Consider the following 15,771-nt stretch of genomic DNA (forward strand, 5'->3'; position numbering starts at 1 on the left):
CGACAGGGCCCGCGCTACCCGTGAGTCAGGTCCCTCTTTATTTCTGATCGGATACGGCACATACTGGATAAATCCGCAGGTCACCGCAGGTCGGTGACACCTGTGTGCGCACCCGACATCACCGCGACCCAATCCGGGGCCGTGGCACTTTCGAGACCGTAGGGAGGCCGTGAAGATGACGATTCTGCTCCAAGTGCTCGAGCAGGCCTTCACGCCCACGACTTCGTGGGAACGGCGGAAATTCACCTTCGTGGATACAGCGAAGATCGTGGGGATGCGCCTGGACGGGCAGTCCGGGGTGTGGCTGGATCTGTCCCGGCCCGGTGAGTCGCAGCGACTCGCCCGGACCCCGGATCCGCGCGACTCCATCACATTCCTGCTCACCATCTTCGCCAAGATCGCCGAGTGCGAGGACCGGGGCGGCTCGTGGCTCATCGGGCACGACGGCGCGCACGTGGATTCCATTGCGGCCACGCGCTTTCCGCCACAACTGTCGGAGACGGCGGCCGACGACATCCTGGCGCACGCCTGGCTGTAACCCGCCGCGGGGGTGCGAAGTTCGTATGACGGCCCGCTGCGGCGGGCGGTAGCGATACACCTGATGCCGTGTGGCTCAGGGGCGCGACTTCGCTGCTCGGCACGGTGGTCATCCTGTTCGCGGCCCTGGGGTGCGGGGCCGTCGGGCAGGTGACTCCCGCGCCGGGCAGTCCTACCCGCGTCCAGCTCGAACGCCTGCTCACCGCCGTGGTCACCGTGCCCGCGCGGCCGCGACCCGGCGGCTACCAGCGCGGATGCGGCGACGGGCAGGGGTGTGTGTTCGGTCCGGCCTGGACCGATGATCACGACGGGCCCGGCGGCCACGACGGGTGCGACAGTCGCAACAGCGTGCTGGCCCGCCAGCTCGCCGAGGTGGTCCTGCGGCCGGGCGATGCCTGCGTGGTGGTCGCGGGCGCGTTGAACGATCCGTACACCGGGCGGCGCATCGCGTTCGAGCGGGCGGCGGCCAAGACCGTGCAGATCGACCACGTGTATCCGCTGGCGGCCGCCTGGGATCTGGGCGCGGCGGGCTGGCCGGTCGCGCGGCGGGTGCGGTTCGCCAACGACGTCGACTACAACCTGCTCGCGGTGGACGGAAAGACCAACCAGGACAAGGGCGATCGCACGCCCGGCGACTGGCTCCCGCCCGCGCGGGCGAACCGCTGCTTCTACGCGGGAAAGTATCTGACCGCCGCCAACCGGTACGGACTACCTGTCACCGCCGCCGACCGCGCCGCCCTCGCGGGCGTCGCCCGCGGCTGCCCATAGCGCCGCGAAATGCCGGTACGCCTGTTCGGCGGTGAGCTCCTGGGCCGGATCCATGACCGATTCGAGCAATCCGTAAAGCCCCCAGGAAAGAAAGGTGATCGCGACGGACGCCGCGGTGGGGTCGGGGCCCAGCAGCGGGGCCAGATGCTCGGTGAGCAGTTCGGCGTACATCTGCCGGATCGACCGCAGCACTGTGGCGTTGGCGCGCGGACCGACCAGCGGCCGGTACACCTCGGGGTGGGCGTCGATCAGACGGAACAGGATCTCGATCGGCAGCAGCGGCGGCGGGGGGCCCGGAGAGCGGGACAGCTGCGCCGAAATCTCGGCCCGCACATACTCGATACAGCTGACCAGCAGCAGATCGTCCTTGTCGCGGTAGTGCGCGTAGAAGGTGGAGCGGCCGACATCGGCGCGATCGATGATGTCCCGCACGGTGATTCGCGCGTACGGGCGGGACAGCATGAGTTCGATGAGCGCCCGGTGCAGGGCCGCACGGGTGCGGCGCACCCGGCGGTCGGCAACCGGGTCCGGATCCGTTCCGGGACGGATCCCGGCGAGATGTCCCGAAACGTACACATCCGGGGAAACTGCTTCTGGCCTGGCATTTCCCATCCTTCGATGATGGAACACATGACTGAGAACAAGCAAGTGTCCGATAGCGACGCCCGGTCCGTCGGAGGCCTGATCACCTGGCCGCGCGGCTACACCCTGCTCACCGACGTCTTCTTCCTGGGCCGCGCCGGCAGCCTGGTGCGGCACTTCGCCACCACCGCGGGCATCCGGCCCGGAGATCACGCCATCGACGTGGGCTGCGGTCCGGGGCGGCTGGCCAATGAGCTGGCCCGCCAGGCCGGGCCGCACGGGCGGGTCGTCGGCGTCGATCCGTCGGCGCCGATGATCGAGTACGCCACCGCCCACGCGGCCCCGAACTGTGTCTTCGAACTGGGCGCGGCCCAAGCCCTGCCCCATCCCGACGCGTCCTTCGACGTGGCGACGTGCACGTTCGCCATGCACCACATCGCCGAGGCGGATCGGAACACCGCGCTCGAGGGCTTCTTCCGAGTGCTGCGACCCGGCGGCCGCCTGCTGCTGGCGGACACCCACCCGGCGACCAAGGGCATGCGCGGACTGGCGATTCGCGCCATGGCCGGTCTGGCCGCGCATCGCGGCGGCCGTGATCACGGGCACGGCGACAGCGGTCCGGGTGGAACCGACGATCATGGGCACACTCACGAGGGCCCCGGCGACTCGCTGGCCGCGGTGGACGTCCGCCGCTACCGCGCCGCGCTGGCCGAGATCGGTTTCACGGCACTCGAATTCCGCACCGGTCCGTTCGCGACCGGCGTCCTCACCGCCACCAAACCCGGTTGAGCACCGGCACGGCCGGGCGCGGTGGGGCGGCTGCCGCCGGGTCCGGCGTCCGGTCCGCCGGCGCCGGCCGGGTTCACGCGGACCCGCCGGAGCCGATCCGGTCCGGCGGGTCGGCGTCGATCAGGCCGGGTCGGGTCCGGTGGCCGCCGGGCGCTTGGGATCGTTGGACCACTGCGACCACGAGCCCGGATAGAGCGCGGCGTCGATGCCGGCGACGGCCAGTGCCGCGACCTGGTGGGCCGCGGTGACCCCGGAGCCGCAGTACACCGCGACCGGGCCGGAGCCGAAACCCTCGAAGCGGCCGGCCAATTCGGCCAGCGGCCGGAAATGCCCGGCAGCGGTGAGGTTGTCGGCGGTCGGCGCGCTCACCGCGCCCGGAATGTGGCCCGCGCGCGGGTCGACGGGCTCCACCTCGCCGCGGTAGCGCTCGCCCGCCCGGGCATCCATCAGCACGCCCTGCCAGCCGGCCGCGCCATCGGCGTCGACGGTCGGCATGTGCCCCGAGGACAGCACCACCGTGCCGGGTTCGGGGTCGGGTTCGTCACCGGCGGAGATCTTCCCACCGGCCGCCTCCCACGCGGGCAGCCCGCCATCCAGGATGCGGACATCGGCGAGGCCGGCCCAGCGCAGCAGCCACCAGGCGCGGGCCGCGGCCATGCCGCCGGTGGCGTCGTACACGATCACGGTGTCGCCGTCGGAGACGCCCCAGCTGCGCGCACACTTCTGCAAATGCGGCAAATCCGGCATGGGGTGGCGGCCGTGCGCGGCCGACGGCGGATCGGCGAGTTCGGTTTCCAGATCGACGAAGACCGCGCCCGGAATATGCCCGTCCAGATAGTGCTGCGGCCCGTCCGGATCCCCGAGCGCCCAACGCACATCCAGCAATCGCACCCGGCCCCCGCTCGCTCCCAGCAGGTCCGCGAGCTCCGCAACCGAAATCAGCACCGAACTCAAGTCAACTCCTCTTCGCCGATTCACCGCATCATGAAGTCGATTCCGCTCCACCCTAACCAGCCCGGGCCGCACTCCGCAGCCGCCCGCCGTTCCGGCCCGGGGCCCGGCGGCCGTCAGCCCGCGGCCGGCGGCAGGAACCAGCGCACCACCAGACCCGCGACCAGCGCCCAGAAGGCCGCGCCGATCCCGAGCATCGAGATGCCCGAGGCCGCCACCAGGAAGGTGAGGGCGGCCGCGGACCGATGCGCGGCGGGGGTGAGCGCGGCGGTCAGCGCACTCGCGAGGGTGGCGATGAGGGCAAGTCCCGCAACGGTTTCCAGTACGCCCTTCGGAGCGGCGGCCACCAGGGCGACCAGCGCGCCCGAGGCCAGCGCGAGCAGCAGGTAGGTGCAGCCCGCGGTGTACGCCGCGACCCAGCGGCGCTTCGGATCCGGGTGCGCGGACGGGGCCGCCGAGAGCGCGGCGCTGATGGCCGCCAGATTGATGGCGTGCCCTCCCGCGGGCGCGCCCAGCACGGTGCCCAACCCGGTGACGGTCATGGCCGCGCGCCACGGCACCCGATAGTCGAAGGTGCGCATGACCGCCGTGCCCGGAATGTTCTGCGCTGCCATGGTCACCACGTACAGCGGCACCGCGACGCCGATCATGGCCTGCCAACTCCAGTGCGGCACAGTCCATTCCACCCGGGGCACCATGGCGGACAGCTCCAGACTCCGGTGCCGCACGGCGATGTCGATGCCGGACCCGGCCGCCGCGACCGCGAAGGCCGCCAGCACCGACCAGCGCGGCGCGAAGCGTTGCAGCACAAGCCAGGTCACGATGACCGGCACCACCACGGCCGGGCTCACCGGCAACGCCTTGACCGGTGCGAGGCACAGCGGAAGCAGTACTCCGGCCAGCATGGCCTGCGCGATCTCCACCGGAATGGCGGCGATGAGCGCGCCCAGCCGGTCCCAGAATCCGGTCAGCACGATGAGTCCGCCCGCCACCGCGAACGCGCCGACCGCCGCGGCCCAGCCGCCCGCCACCGCCCCGGTGCTCGCCAGCAGAGCCGCGCCGGGTGTGGACCAGGCCAGTGTGATCGGCATCCGATAGCGGCGGCTCAGCACGAGCATGCCGACCGCCTGGGTCACGCACACCGCCAGCAGACCCGACGCCGCCTGCGCCGACGTGGCTCCCATGGCGGTGAGACCCGCCAGCACCACCGCGAACGAACTGGTGAAACCGACCAGCGCGGTGACGATTCCGGCTCCGATCGGCTGCCCGGGACCTGCCTCCGGTGGGCTCTCGACCTCGGCGGCGGGAGTGACGCTGGTGCTCATGGGGCTATCGTCGCGGTCCAGTCACCTGCTGGTCTGCGGCCAATCAGCCGAAACTGGACTGAATTACGCGCTGCCGCCGGCGGCCAGCCGTTCCAGCAGCGGCGTGATGCGCGGCCCGACCAGCGACTGCATGACCAGTGCCATATTGGTGCGCTCCACCCCCGGGATCTTCAGGATGCTGCCCGCCACCCGGTACAGATCCTCCGCGTCGGCGGCCACCACCCGGACCGTCAGATCCGTCGGCCCGGTCATGCCGCACACCTCGGTGACCTCCGGGATCTCGGCGAGTTCGGCCGCCACCGCGTCGAGCCGATGCTGGTCCACCACCACCGCGACGAAGGCGGCCAAGGAATAGCCGAGCGCGCGCGGGTCCACCCGGCGCTCGAAGCTGGCCAGTACCCCGCTCGCCTCCCAGCGAGCCAGTCTGGCCTGCACGGTATTGCGGGAAAGCCCCAGGCGGGCGGCCAGGTCGACACCGGTCGCACGCGGGTTCGCGACCAACTCCAGCAACAACCGGGCATCGGTGGCGTCCAGCGGCGCCGGATTGGGCTCCCTGCTGCTCATGGGGATCAGTATGACACTGATGAACGCGAATAGACCGTGCATTCTGCTCAGTTCTGCGCGTCAGACTTGCGCAGATCGCCATGCGGAGGATGCTTGTGGTACAGGACACACATTGGTTTGCCACACGGACACAATCCCGCGGCCGAAGCGATGTCACCCGGTGTCAGGAGGCGATACCCATGCCCGACAAGAACACCTATCCGGTCCAGCTCATCCAGCCCGACGGACAGCGCGTCCATGATCGCGTGCACGCCCCGCTGATCGCCGATATCGACGGCCCGCGGCTGCGCGCCCTCTACACGGACATGGTCGTGGCCCGGCGCATCGACACCGAGGCCACCGCCCTGCAACGGCAGGGCCAGCTCGGACTGTGGCCCCCGCTGCTCGGTCAGGAGGCCGCGCAGATCGGCTCGGCCCACGCCCTCGAATCCGACGACTACGTGTTCTGCAGCTACCGCGAGGCGGGTGTCGCCTACTGCCGCGGCGTCGCGCCCGAGGACCTCACCCGGCTCTGGCGTGGCGCCGCACACTCCTGCTGGGACGCCGACCAGGTCAAGATGACCAATCCCGCCATCGTGGTCGGCGCGCAGGGCCTGCACGCCACCGGCTACGCCTACGCCGCGCACCTCGAGGGCGCGGAGATCGCCACCATCGCCTACTTCGGCGACGGCGCGACCAGTCAGGGCGATATCGCCGAGGCGCTCGGCTTCGCCGCCACCTGGTCGGCCCCGGTGGTGTTCTTCTGCCAGAACAACCACTGGGCGATCAGCGCGCCGGTCCGGGTGCAGAGCGCGACCCCGATCGCGAATCGCGCCCTCGGCTACGGCATCCCCGGCGTCCAGGTCGACGGCAACGACGCCCTCGCCGTGCTGGCCGTGACCCGGCAGGCGCTGCGGCACGCGCGGGCGGGCGGCGGACCCAGCTTCGTCGAGGCCATCACCTACCGGATGGGCCCGCACACCACCGCCGACGACCCCACCCGCTACCGCACCGCCGCCGAACTCGAACTCTGGCAGCGCCGCGACCCCATCGACCGGATGCGGCGGCTGCTGGAACGAGAGCAACTGTGGGACAGCGACTTCGAGGCGGCGGTGGCAGAGCGCGCCGACGACGTCGCCGCCCGGCTGCGCACCGCCACCCTCACCATGCCCGACCCGGACCCCGACCAGCTCTTCGACCACGTGTACGCCACCCCGCATCGGCTGATCGAGGAAGAACGCCGCGAGTACGCGGCCTACCTGGAGGGAGTCGGACGATGAAGACCACGTTCACCGGAGCGATCAACCACGGGCTGCGCCGCAGCCTGGAGGACGATCCGAAGGTCGTGCTCATGGGTGAGGACATCGGTCGCCTCGGCGGCGTCTTCCGGGTCACCGACACGCTGCAGAAGGATTTCGGCAACAACCGCGTCATCGATACTCCACTGGCCGAATCCGGAATCATCGGAACCGCTTTCGGAATGGCTTTACGAGGATTGCGGCCGGTCTGTGAAATCCAGTTCGACGGATTCGTGTATCCGGCGTTCGACCAGATCGTCTCGCAGGTGGCGAAAATCCACGCCCGGACCCGCGGAAAAGTGGTCGCGCCCATCACCATTCGCATTCCGTTCGGCGGCGGCATCGGGTCGGTGGAGCACCACTCGGAATCGCCGGAGGCTTATTTCGCGCACACCGCGGGCCTGCGGGTGGTGTCGCCGAGTAATCCCGCGGACGCCTATCTGATGATCCGGCAGGCCATCGCCCTCGACGATCCGGTGATCTTCTTCGAGCCGAAACGCCGGTACTGGGACAAGGCCGAGGTGGATTTCGAACGGCTCGACCATGACAGCGGAATCGCGCTGGACCAGGCGCGGATCTGTGCGTCCGGGGAGGACGCCACCATCGTGGCCTACGGCGGCACCGTGGCCACCGCGCTCACCGCCGCCGATATCGCGGCGTCGGAAGGACATTCGATCGAGGTGATCGATCTGCGCAGCCTCTCGCCCATCGATTTCGACACCATCGAGACCTCGGTGCGGAAGACCGGGCGGCTGATCGTGGTGCACGAGGCGCCCGTATTCGCCGGACTGGGAGCCGAAATCGCGGCCCGGATCACCGAACGCTGTTTCTACCATCTGGAATCACCCGTATTGCGCGTCGGTGGCTTCGACATCCCCTATCCCCCGGCTAAGCTCGAGCGGCACCACCTGCCCGACCCCGATCGCATTCTCGCCGCGGTCGACCGCACGCTCGCCGCTTAACCCGCTCACCGCACGAATGGTTACCGCACGGAGGAAGCCCGGTGGACAGTCAGCAGCAGGTCATGGAATTCCGTTTGCCCGATCTCGGCGAGGGCCTGGCCGACGCGGAATTGGTGTCGTGGGCGGTCGCGCCCGGCGACAGCGTCACGCTCAACCAGGTCATCGCGGAGGTCGAGACGGCCAAGGCCCAGGTGGCGCTGCCCAGCCCGTACACGGGCACGGTGCTGGAACTGCTGGCCGAGCCCGGCGACACCGTGCCGGTCGGAGCGCCGCTGATCCGCATCGGCGTGGCCGCGCCCGCCGGGACGAACGGCGCCACGGACGCCGCGGCCAAAACCCCGGAGGCTCCGGCCGAACGGCAATCCGTACTGGTCGGCTACGGCCCCGAGGCCGAGCCGGTCTCCCGCCGCGCGGCCCGCGCGGCGACCGCGCGCGGCATGGGCTACGACGGTGCGGAGGGACTCGGCAGTTCCGCACCCGCCGGGCGCCCCGCCGCCACCCCGGCCGCCCGGAAGCTGGCCCGCGAGATCGGGATCGACCTGAGCACCGTCATCGGCACCGGACCGCAGGGCGCGGTCACCGTCGAGGATCTGCACGGCATGCGGCCGGAATCCATGAGCACGGGCCACATTCCGATCCACACCCCGCCGCCCGCCACCCTCACCGCGCTGCCCGCCACCCAGGCCGCGCCCGAGGTGACACCCATGCATCCGGCGCTCGGCGGCGGGCGCGCCGTCCCCGCCGAACGCGAGACCCGCACGCCGATCAGCGGCATCCGCAAGCGCACCGCCGCCGCCATGGTGGCCAGCGCCCAGCACATTCCGCAGGCCAGCACCTTCGTGACCACCGACTTCACCGCGTCCATGGAACTGCTCGAGCATCTGCGCACCACGCCCAGCTTCACGGGACTCACCCTCACCCCGCTGGCCCTGGTGGCCCGGGCCGCGCTGGCGGCGCTCACCGAGTTCCCGGAGATCAATGCCCGCTGGGACGAGGCGAATCAGGAGATCGTCACCAAGCACTATGTGAACCTGGGCTTCGCGGTCGCCACCGAACGCGGGCTGCTGGTGCCCAATCTCAAGGACGCGCAAGGGTTCACGCTGCGCGACCTGTGCCTGGAGATCGCCGGGGTCGCGGCCAAGGCGCGCAGCGGCACCGCCACCCCCACCGACCTGACCGGCGGCACCTTCACCATCACCAATGTGGGCGTGTTCGGCGTGGACACCGGTGTGCCGCTGGTGAATCCGGGCGAGGCGGCGATCCTGTGCCTGGGCTCCATCCGCAAGCGGCCGTGGGTGCATCGCGACGAACTGGCCGTGCGCTGGGTGACCAGCCTGGGCCTGAGCTTCGACCACCGGATGATCGACGGCGAGCAGGGGTCGCGGTTCCTGGCGAGCGTGGCCGCCCTGCTGGAGGATCCGCTGACCCTGCTGAGCCGGGTCTAGCCCTCGGCGGGCCCGGCGACCACCAGCGGCTCGGCGGCCGCCCGGATGACCGCCGGGATCGGCACCGGCTTGCGGGTCTGCTCGTCCACGTAGACGTGCGTGAAGGTGCCGGTGGCGGCCAGCTCCAGATGGTCGCCGCCGTCGCGGAAGATGGCCAGCTCGTAGTTGATGCTCGAATTGCCCAGTCGCGCAACCCGGATGCCCACCCGCAGCATGTCCGGGAAGCTGATCGACCCCAGGAACTTGCAGGAGGTCTGGGCCACCACGCCGATCGCGTGCAGGTCCCGGATATCGGTTCCGGTCGCGCTGATCAGCCAGGCGTTCACGGCCGTGTCGAAGTACGAGTAGTACGTCACGTTGTTCACGTGCCCGTAGTGGTCGTTGTCCGCCCAGCGCGTCGGCACGGGCCACAACACCGGGTACTCAGTCATCTTGCCCTCCGCTTCGCTCCGGGCGGGTTCACGGCCCCTGGTCCCGATTCTTCCCTCCTCCGCTTCGCTCCCCGCTCCGAGGCGGAGGTCTATCGAGCCGCAGTCCAGAATCGGGACGGCCGCGAACCTTCACGTTGAGGCTTTCCGAACACGAACCTTAGCCGCTCCGGCCGAGGCGCGGTCCGCCGTGTTTTCAGGCGGAGCGTTCGTCGGGTGTGGCGCGATGGTCGCGGGGGCTGATGCCGTAGTGGCGTTTGAAGGCGGTGGACAGGGCGAAGGCGCTGCCGTAGCCGACGCGGCGGGCGATGGCCTCGAGGGTGGCGTCGGATTCGTGCAGCAGGTCGGCGGCCAGGGCCAGCCGCCAGTCGGTGAGGAAAGCCATGGGCGGTTCGCCGACCAGTTCGGTGAAGCGGCGGGCCAGCGCGGCCCGGGAGACGCCGACCTCCGCGGCCAGCGAGGCGACCGTCCATGGGTGGGCGGGATTGTGTTGCATGAGCCGCAGGGCCTTGCCGACCAGCGGATCACCGTAGGCGTGATACCAGGCGGGGGCGGCGGCGCGGGAGAACCACGCGCGCAGGGCGGCGATGAGCAGCAGATCCAATAGTCGGTCCAGCATGGCCCCCTGCGCCGGCAGATCCTTGGCGGACTCGTCGACCAGCAGATCCAGCACCCGGGAGTCGATCTCGCCGCGGCCCAGCACAGCGATCGGCGGCAGCGCGCGCAGCAGCCGGCGACTGGCCGCCGACTCGTGCTCGTAGGTGCCGGTGACCAGCACGGTCTGGGCGTCGGCGCTGGTGCCCCAGCTGCGCACGCCCAGACTCAGTGCCTCGCACAGGACTTCACCGTCCATGGTGGTGGTGATGTTGCCGGGTTCGATGAGCACCTGCGGCGCGGTGCCCGGATCGTCGGCGACGACGTAATGGTCGGGGCCCCGGAAGATGGCGATATCGCCGGTGCGCAGCTGCCGGGGCGGACCCGGCTTGCCGTTCGCGGGTTCCGGCAGCACCCAGCCGCCGCCCCGCACCACCGCCACCACGGTCAGCGGGGCCTCGTCCCGAATTCGCAGGGACCACGGCGGATCGAACGACGAGCGCATCACGAATGCCGCTCGGGCCCGTGGTCCTTCGAGCAGACTGGCCAACGCATCCATGACAAAGACGATGGCAAATGCCCGGGCGCTTCTCAACCATGTTCGCGCTCGCCGAATCCCGGTGTACTCGTTACATGATCAACGAAACCACCTCGAGCAGCGCGAACACCGTCCTCGTCCTCGGCGCGACCGGCAAGACCGGACGCCGGGTGGCCGCCCTGCTGACCGAGCACGGTGTGCCCGTGCGGGCCGGTTCGCGCACCGGCGCAATCCCGTTCGACTGGACCGACCGCGAAACCTGGACGGCCGCTCTGGACGGCGTCGACGCCGTATACCTTTCCTACCAACCGGATCTCGCGGTGCCGGGCGCGCCCGCCGACATCAAGGCGTTCTGCGACCGGGCCGCGGCGGCCGGGGTGCGCACCGTGGTGCTGCTGTCGGGCCGCGGCGAACCCGAGGCCCTGGAGTGCGAAGGCATCGTGCGGGATTCGGGAATGTCGTGGACCGTGGTGCGGTGCGCCTGGTTCGCGCAGAACTTCGACGAGGGCTCGTTCGCCGACTTCATCCTGGCCGGCGAGGTGGCCCTGCCCGCCGGTGACGTGCCGGAGCCGTTCGTGCACGCCGACGACATCGCCGAGGTGGCGGTGGCGGCGCTGCTCGACGATCGGCACGCCGGGCAGGTGTACGAGCTGACCGGCCCGCGCGCGATCAGCTTCGCCACGGCGGTGGCCGAGATCGGTGCGGCGTCGGGACGGGAGATCGCCTACATCCCGCTCACCCGAACCGAATTCGTAGCGGCACTGACCTCCTACGGGGTCCCCGCCGACGAGGTCAGCCTGCTGGACTACCTGTTCGGCACGGTGCTCGACGGACGCAACTCGCCCGTCACCGACGGGGTGCGGCGCGCGCTGGGCCGGGAGCCGCGCGACTTCGCCGATTATGTGCGCGCGGCGGCCGCGACCGGGGTCTGGTCGGTCACCGCGGACGCGTGACCCTAGGACCCGGAGGATCCGAGGGTTCGGGACGATCCGGTGAGCAGGGCGGATCCGGAGGCGGGGTCGAGCTGCGCCAGGGTGTTCTGCCAGTACTCGGCCCGGGTGTGACACTTGGCGTCGCCACCGCTGATGGAGTTGAAGAACGAGGCCGGGTAGCACTCGACCGGTTGGGGGCTGGGCGTCGGCGTGACCGGGGCCGCGGTCGCGGTCGCCGTGGCGAGCGGGGCGAGCCCCGCGACCAACAGAGCGAAAAGTCCGTGTCTGAACCTCATGCAGGCACTGTGTATCCGCGGGCGTGATCGCGGTAGACCCGGAATCAAGGACTACCGCGGCACACACCGGGCCGCGAAACTGGTCGGCCCCTTGGACTGGACTCGAAAGCAAACCGCCTGTACCGCACCCGATTCGGATCGCGATCCCGAACGTCGACGCCGCGACGGACCGCGAAAGCCGGGGAGATGCCGGGCGCACCCGGTAGCGTCGTACCGATGGCCGCCGCGACGCCCACTCCCCGCCTGCGCAAGGCGCGCCTGGCGCTGTTCGCGGTGTTCGGGCTCAACGGGATGCTCTCGGCCGTGTGGATCGTGCACATCCCCGCCGTCACCGCGCGCGCCGGCGTCTCACCGACCGTGCTGGGCATGCTGATCCTGCTCATGGCGGGCTGCGCCATCGTGGGCATGCAGACCGCGGGGCCGCCGGCGGACCGGCTGGGCAGCCGCACGCTCACCGCGGCGGCCGTCACGCTGCTGGCCCTGACACTGCTCGGCCCGGCCCACGCCGCCTCCCCCGTCGCCCTCGGACTGTTCCTGTGCGCCTTCGGTTTCGCCAACGGCGCGCTGGACGTGTCCATGAACGCGCAAGCGGTCCACATCGAGCGGGCCTACGCCCGGCCGATCATGTCCGCGTTCCACGCCTTCTTCTCCTGCGGCGGATTCCTCGGCTCGGCCTTCGGGGCGGCCGCTCAGCACGCGCACTGGTCGCTGCCCGCCACGTTCACCCTCACCACGGCGGTCGGCCTCACCGTCACGGCTGTGGCGATTCCGGCCCTGCTCCCGCACACCACGCCGGCGGCGGGCGACGTGCCGGGCACCTATGTCGATCCGGCGGCGGCACAGCATCTTCCGGCGACTGAGGCCTCGACTCCGGTGCCGGAAGGCAAGCCCTCCGGGCGGATCGGACGGAAGGTCGTAGCCCTGGGCCTGATCGCTTTCGCGCTGCTGATGGCCGAGGGTGTCGCCGCGGACTGGAGCGCGCTGCAGGTCCGAGATCGGCTCGGGGTCGACGCGGGCGCCGCCGCGCTGGCCTTCACCGCGTTCTCCCTGACCATGACCATCGGCCGATTCGGCGCCGACCGGGCGAGCGGCCGACTCGGCCGGGTGGGCGTGCTGCGCTGGGGAACGGCCGTGGCGGCCATCGGTTTCGGGGTCGTCGTGCTGTCCGGGTGGCTGCCGCTGACCGTGGCGGGGTGGGCGCTGTGCGGGATCGGCTTGTCCGGCGGCGTCCCGCAGGTGTTCACAGCCGCGGGCAATCTGGGCTCGGCGACGGCCGCGACGGATATGTCACGGGTCTTCGGGCTCGGCTATGTGGGCCTGCTGGCCGGTCCGGCCGTCATCGGCTGGCTCGACAAGCTGGTGCCGCTGACCGCGGCCATGACGGTGCCGCTGGCCGCGATGGCGTTGTGCGCGTGGGGCGCCCGCGCGGTCGCCGCGCCCGTTCCGGTGCCGGCGAGCGACTGACGCTCAGCAAGGTCATGACGCCGACCACGGCGATGGCGGTGCCGTTGCTCGCAATGCTGTTGTGCGCGTAGGCCGCCCGCGCCGGCGCGGGTACCCGCGCGCGGCTGACGATCAGGCGGTCTCGGGCCGGTCGCGGGCGGTGGCGCCGAGGTCGCCGATCGATTCGGCGTGGTCGAGGAAGGCGTCGACCATGCGGTGGTTGAGGGCGGACACGGCCTTCAGGTCGTCGGTGGTCCAGTCGGCCAGGGCCTCGGCCATCCAACCCCGCATGACCTCCCTGATCGCCTCGACGGCGCGGCGGCCCGAGGCGGTAGGCCCGACCCGCTGGGCGCGGCCGTCGTCGGGATCCTGGACGCGTTCCACGTACCCGGCCTTCTCCAGGCGCTGGATCTGGCGGCTCACGTGCGGGGCCTCCACGTCCAGGCGGGTGGCGAGCTCGCCCAGCCGCATGGGTTCGGGGGCGTCGGCGAGCAGCCGCAGCAGCGGGACGCTGGCCCGGTCCATGGTCAGGCCGCACTGCACCATCGCTTTGTCGTGGCGGCGGACCCGGGTCAGCAGGTAGGCGACACGGGCCAGCGCGCGTTCCAGTTCGACGATGTGAGCTGCGTCAACTTCGATGGCGGGAATGGCTTCCGGTCGCGGCATGTGGTTATCTTACGAAACCCATTTACTTAATTTTGGTAAGTAAACCAAAGGACCAACTTCATGACTACGACCGCTGTCGGTCAGGTCGACGTGACGAAACCCGTCGAACCTTCGAAGGCCCACCTCGGCCTCACCCTCCTGGCGCTGTGCGCGGCCGGACTGGTCGTGTCGCTGCAGCAGACCGTCGTGATTCCGCTGCTGCCCCGCTTCATCGTGCAGCTGCACACCGACGTCGCGGGCGTCACCTGGCTGTTCACCGCCGCGTTGCTCTCCGGCGCGGTCGCCACGCCCCTGCTGTCCCGCTTCGGCGACATGTACGGCAAGAAGCCGATGGTCATGGTCGCCATGGGCGTGCTCATCGCCGGCTCCGTGGTCTGCGCCTTCGCCACCACGCTGCCCGTCTACATCATCGGCCGTGCGCTGCAAGGCATCTCGTCGGCCATGATCCCGCTCGCCATCGGCATCATCCGCGACACCTTCCCGCGCGAACGACTGGTCAGCGCCATCGGCATCGTCTCCGGCACCATGGGCGTCGGCGGCACCATCGGCCTGCTCGCCACCGGCGTCATCGCCGACCACACCACCGACCCGCACCCCGTCTTCTGGCTCACCGCGGCCCTCGGCGTCATCGCCACCGTGCTGATCCAGGTGAGCGCCAAGAACAATGGCGTCCGCCACGGCGGCAAACCCGACTTCATCGGCGCGGCCCTGCTCGCCGCCCTGCTCGTCTGCCTGCTGCTCGGCATCAGCGAGGGCCCGCGCTGGGGCTGGGGTTCCGGCTCGGTGCTCGCGCTCTTCGCGGCCGCCGCGGCGCTCACCGCCGTGTGGGTGTTCGTGGAGCTCAAGGTGGAACAGCCGCTGGTGCGGCTGCAGCTGCTGGTCGGCCCGCAGTCGCTGTCCGCCAATGTCGCCTCGGCGCTGCTGGGCTTCTCGATGTTCGGCGCGTTCTCGCTGATCTCGAACTTCATCCAGACCCCGGCGGACAAGGTCGGCTACGGACTGTCCGGCACCGTGCTCTCGGTCGGCCTCTACGGCATCCCCAGCGCGGCGCTGATGACCTTCTTCTCCTTCAATACCGGGCGCATCTCCGCCAAGATCGGGCCCGCGTACACCCTGGCCATCGGCGCGGTGTTCGCCGGACTGTCCATGGGGTGGCTGGCCGTCTCGCACGGGCACGGCTACGACATGATCATCGCGAACATCCTGCAGGGCACCGGCTTCGGCATCGGCTACGCCGCGCTGGGCACCCTCGCCGTGCAGCACGTGCCGATGAGCGAGAGCGGCATCGCCTCGGGCATCAACTCGCTGGTGCGCACCGCGGGCGGCTCGATCGCCGGTGCGATCACGGGCTCGATCCTCACCGCGCACGTCCTGCACCTGGGCCCGCACGCCACCGTGCCGACCGAGGGCGCGTACGTCGCGAGCTTCGCGACCCTGGCCATCGGCGCCTTCGGCGCGGCGGCCGTCGCCCTGGGACACGGCCTGCGCCACAAGGGGAATTGATAGCTCTCATCACTCGGGCCTCCGAGACGACCGGAAAGCCTGCGCACTCCTCGGTGTGCGCGGGCTTTTTCCATGTCCTAGTGCCGCGTCAGGCAACGTTGGATAGGTAATCCGGTCGGCGGATCTTGGATCCGACTGCGAAGTCGCGGACGGGTCTGGCGTGCTGGTTGC

17 protein-coding genes are annotated in these 15,771 nt (G+C 70.5%); 9 read left to right on the plus strand and 8 right to left on the minus strand.

The window, feature by feature from the left end; translation table 11 throughout:
- Positions 1-175 precede the first annotated feature (175 nt).
- Positions 176-538: a hypothetical protein gene (locus ACFYTS_RS34640; RefSeq protein ID WP_357282100.1), complete on the plus strand. Its 363-nt coding sequence runs from the start codon at positions 176-178 to the stop codon at positions 536-538.
- A 68-nt stretch (positions 539-606) separates the two neighbouring features.
- A complete protein-coding gene (locus ACFYTS_RS34645; protein WP_387309490.1) occupies positions 607-1,305 on the plus strand; it encodes an HNH endonuclease family protein in 699 nt (232 codons plus the stop codon).
- Here the strand turns inward: ACFYTS_RS34645 and ACFYTS_RS34650 are convergent.
- A complete protein-coding gene (locus ACFYTS_RS34650) occupies positions 1,246-1,881 on the minus strand; it encodes a TetR/AcrR family transcriptional regulator (protein ID WP_387309491.1) in 636 nt (211 codons plus the stop codon). The two genes, ACFYTS_RS34645 and ACFYTS_RS34650, sit on opposite strands and share 60 nt — an antisense overlap.
- Before the next feature lie 54 nt (positions 1,882-1,935).
- Here ACFYTS_RS34650 and ACFYTS_RS34655 point away from each other — a divergent pair, with 54 nt between their 5' ends.
- Positions 1,936-2,676 (plus strand): class I SAM-dependent methyltransferase, encoded by a 741-nt coding sequence (locus ACFYTS_RS34655; RefSeq protein WP_387309492.1) that lies wholly within the window; start codon positions 1,936-1,938, stop codon positions 2,674-2,676.
- A 120-nt stretch (positions 2,677-2,796) separates the two neighbouring features.
- Here ACFYTS_RS34655 and ACFYTS_RS34660 read toward each other — a convergent pair whose 3' ends face one another.
- The 3 genes from ACFYTS_RS34660 to ACFYTS_RS34670 form a co-directional block, all read right to left on the minus strand.
- Positions 2,797-3,630, minus strand: a complete 834-nt coding sequence (locus ACFYTS_RS34660) for a sulfurtransferase (RefSeq protein ID WP_387309493.1) — start codon at positions 3,628-3,630, stop codon at positions 2,797-2,799.
- Positions 3,631-3,743: 113 nt separating this feature from the next.
- The gene (locus tag ACFYTS_RS34665) at positions 3,744-4,952 is read right to left on the minus strand and encodes a benzoate/H(+) symporter BenE family transporter (protein ID WP_357282104.1); all 1,209 of its coding nucleotides are present in this window, start codon (positions 4,950-4,952) and stop codon (positions 3,744-3,746) included.
- 63 nt (positions 4,953-5,015) lie between these two features.
- A complete protein-coding gene (locus ACFYTS_RS34670; RefSeq protein ID WP_357282105.1) occupies positions 5,016-5,516 on the minus strand; it encodes an Lrp/AsnC family transcriptional regulator in 501 nt (166 codons plus the stop codon).
- 179 nt (positions 5,517-5,695) lie between these two features.
- Between ACFYTS_RS34670 and pdhA the strand changes: the two genes are divergently transcribed.
- The 3 genes from pdhA to ACFYTS_RS34685 all read left to right on the plus strand — a co-directional run bounded on the left by pdhA (position 5,696) and on the right by ACFYTS_RS34685 (position 9,200).
- Positions 5,696-6,775 (plus strand): pyruvate dehydrogenase (acetyl-transferring) E1 component subunit alpha, encoded by a 1,080-nt coding sequence (gene pdhA, locus ACFYTS_RS34675; protein ID WP_387309494.1) that lies wholly within the window; start codon positions 5,696-5,698, stop codon positions 6,773-6,775.
- Positions 6,772-7,755: an alpha-ketoacid dehydrogenase subunit beta gene (locus ACFYTS_RS34680; protein ID WP_387309495.1), complete on the plus strand. Its 984-nt coding sequence runs from the start codon at positions 6,772-6,774 to the stop codon at positions 7,753-7,755. Before pdhA ends, ACFYTS_RS34680 begins: the two co-directional genes overlap by 4 nt.
- A 62-nt stretch (positions 7,756-7,817) precedes the next feature.
- Complete coding sequence (locus tag ACFYTS_RS34685) at positions 7,818-9,200, plus strand: dihydrolipoamide acetyltransferase family protein (protein WP_387309499.1); 1,383 nt, start codon at positions 7,818-7,820, stop codon at positions 9,198-9,200.
- Here ACFYTS_RS34685 and ACFYTS_RS34690 read toward each other — a convergent pair.
- Complete coding sequence (locus ACFYTS_RS34690) at positions 9,197-9,631, minus strand: thioesterase family protein (protein WP_357282109.1); 435 nt, start codon at positions 9,629-9,631, stop codon at positions 9,197-9,199. The two genes, ACFYTS_RS34685 and ACFYTS_RS34690, sit on opposite strands and share 4 nt — an antisense overlap.
- Positions 9,632-9,824: 193 nt before the next feature.
- Positions 9,825-10,781, minus strand: a complete 957-nt coding sequence (locus ACFYTS_RS34695) for a cupin domain-containing protein (protein ID WP_387309496.1) — start codon at positions 10,779-10,781, stop codon at positions 9,825-9,827.
- A 74-nt stretch (positions 10,782-10,855) separates the two neighbouring features.
- Here ACFYTS_RS34695 and ACFYTS_RS34700 point away from each other — a divergent pair, with 74 nt between their 5' ends.
- Entirely contained in the window at positions 10,856-11,713 is an 858-nt protein-coding gene (locus tag ACFYTS_RS34700; RefSeq protein ID WP_357282112.1) for an NAD(P)H-binding protein, read from the plus strand.
- A gap of 2 nt (positions 11,714-11,715) precedes the next feature.
- Here the strand turns inward: ACFYTS_RS34700 and ACFYTS_RS34705 are convergent, their stop codons facing one another.
- Positions 11,716-11,988, minus strand: a complete 273-nt coding sequence (locus ACFYTS_RS34705) for a hypothetical protein (protein ID WP_357282114.1) — start codon at positions 11,986-11,988, stop codon at positions 11,716-11,718.
- Between the two features lie 216 nt (positions 11,989-12,204).
- On the opposite strand from ACFYTS_RS34705, the gene ACFYTS_RS34710 reads away from it, so the two are divergent.
- The gene (locus ACFYTS_RS34710; RefSeq protein WP_387309497.1) at positions 12,205-13,452 is read left to right on the plus strand and encodes an MFS transporter; all 1,248 of its coding nucleotides are present in this window, start codon (positions 12,205-12,207) and stop codon (positions 13,450-13,452) included.
- A gap of 111 nt (positions 13,453-13,563) precedes the next feature.
- Here ACFYTS_RS34710 and ACFYTS_RS34715 read toward each other — a convergent pair whose 3' ends face one another.
- Entirely contained in the window at positions 13,564-14,097 is a 534-nt protein-coding gene (locus ACFYTS_RS34715; RefSeq protein ID WP_357282117.1) for a MarR family transcriptional regulator, read from the minus strand.
- 60 nt (positions 14,098-14,157) lie between these two features.
- On the opposite strand from ACFYTS_RS34715, the gene ACFYTS_RS34720 reads away from it, so the two are divergent.
- Positions 14,158-15,600, plus strand: coding sequence for an MFS transporter (locus tag ACFYTS_RS34720; RefSeq protein ID WP_357282118.1), 1,443 nt, complete (start codon positions 14,158-14,160; stop codon positions 15,598-15,600).
- The last annotated feature ends 171 nt before the right edge of the window (positions 15,601-15,771 follow it).

Origin of the sequence: Nocardia sp. NPDC004151, from assembly GCF_042874235.1 — a bacterium.
GTDB lineage: Bacteria > Actinomycetota > Actinomycetes > Mycobacteriales > Mycobacteriaceae > Nocardia.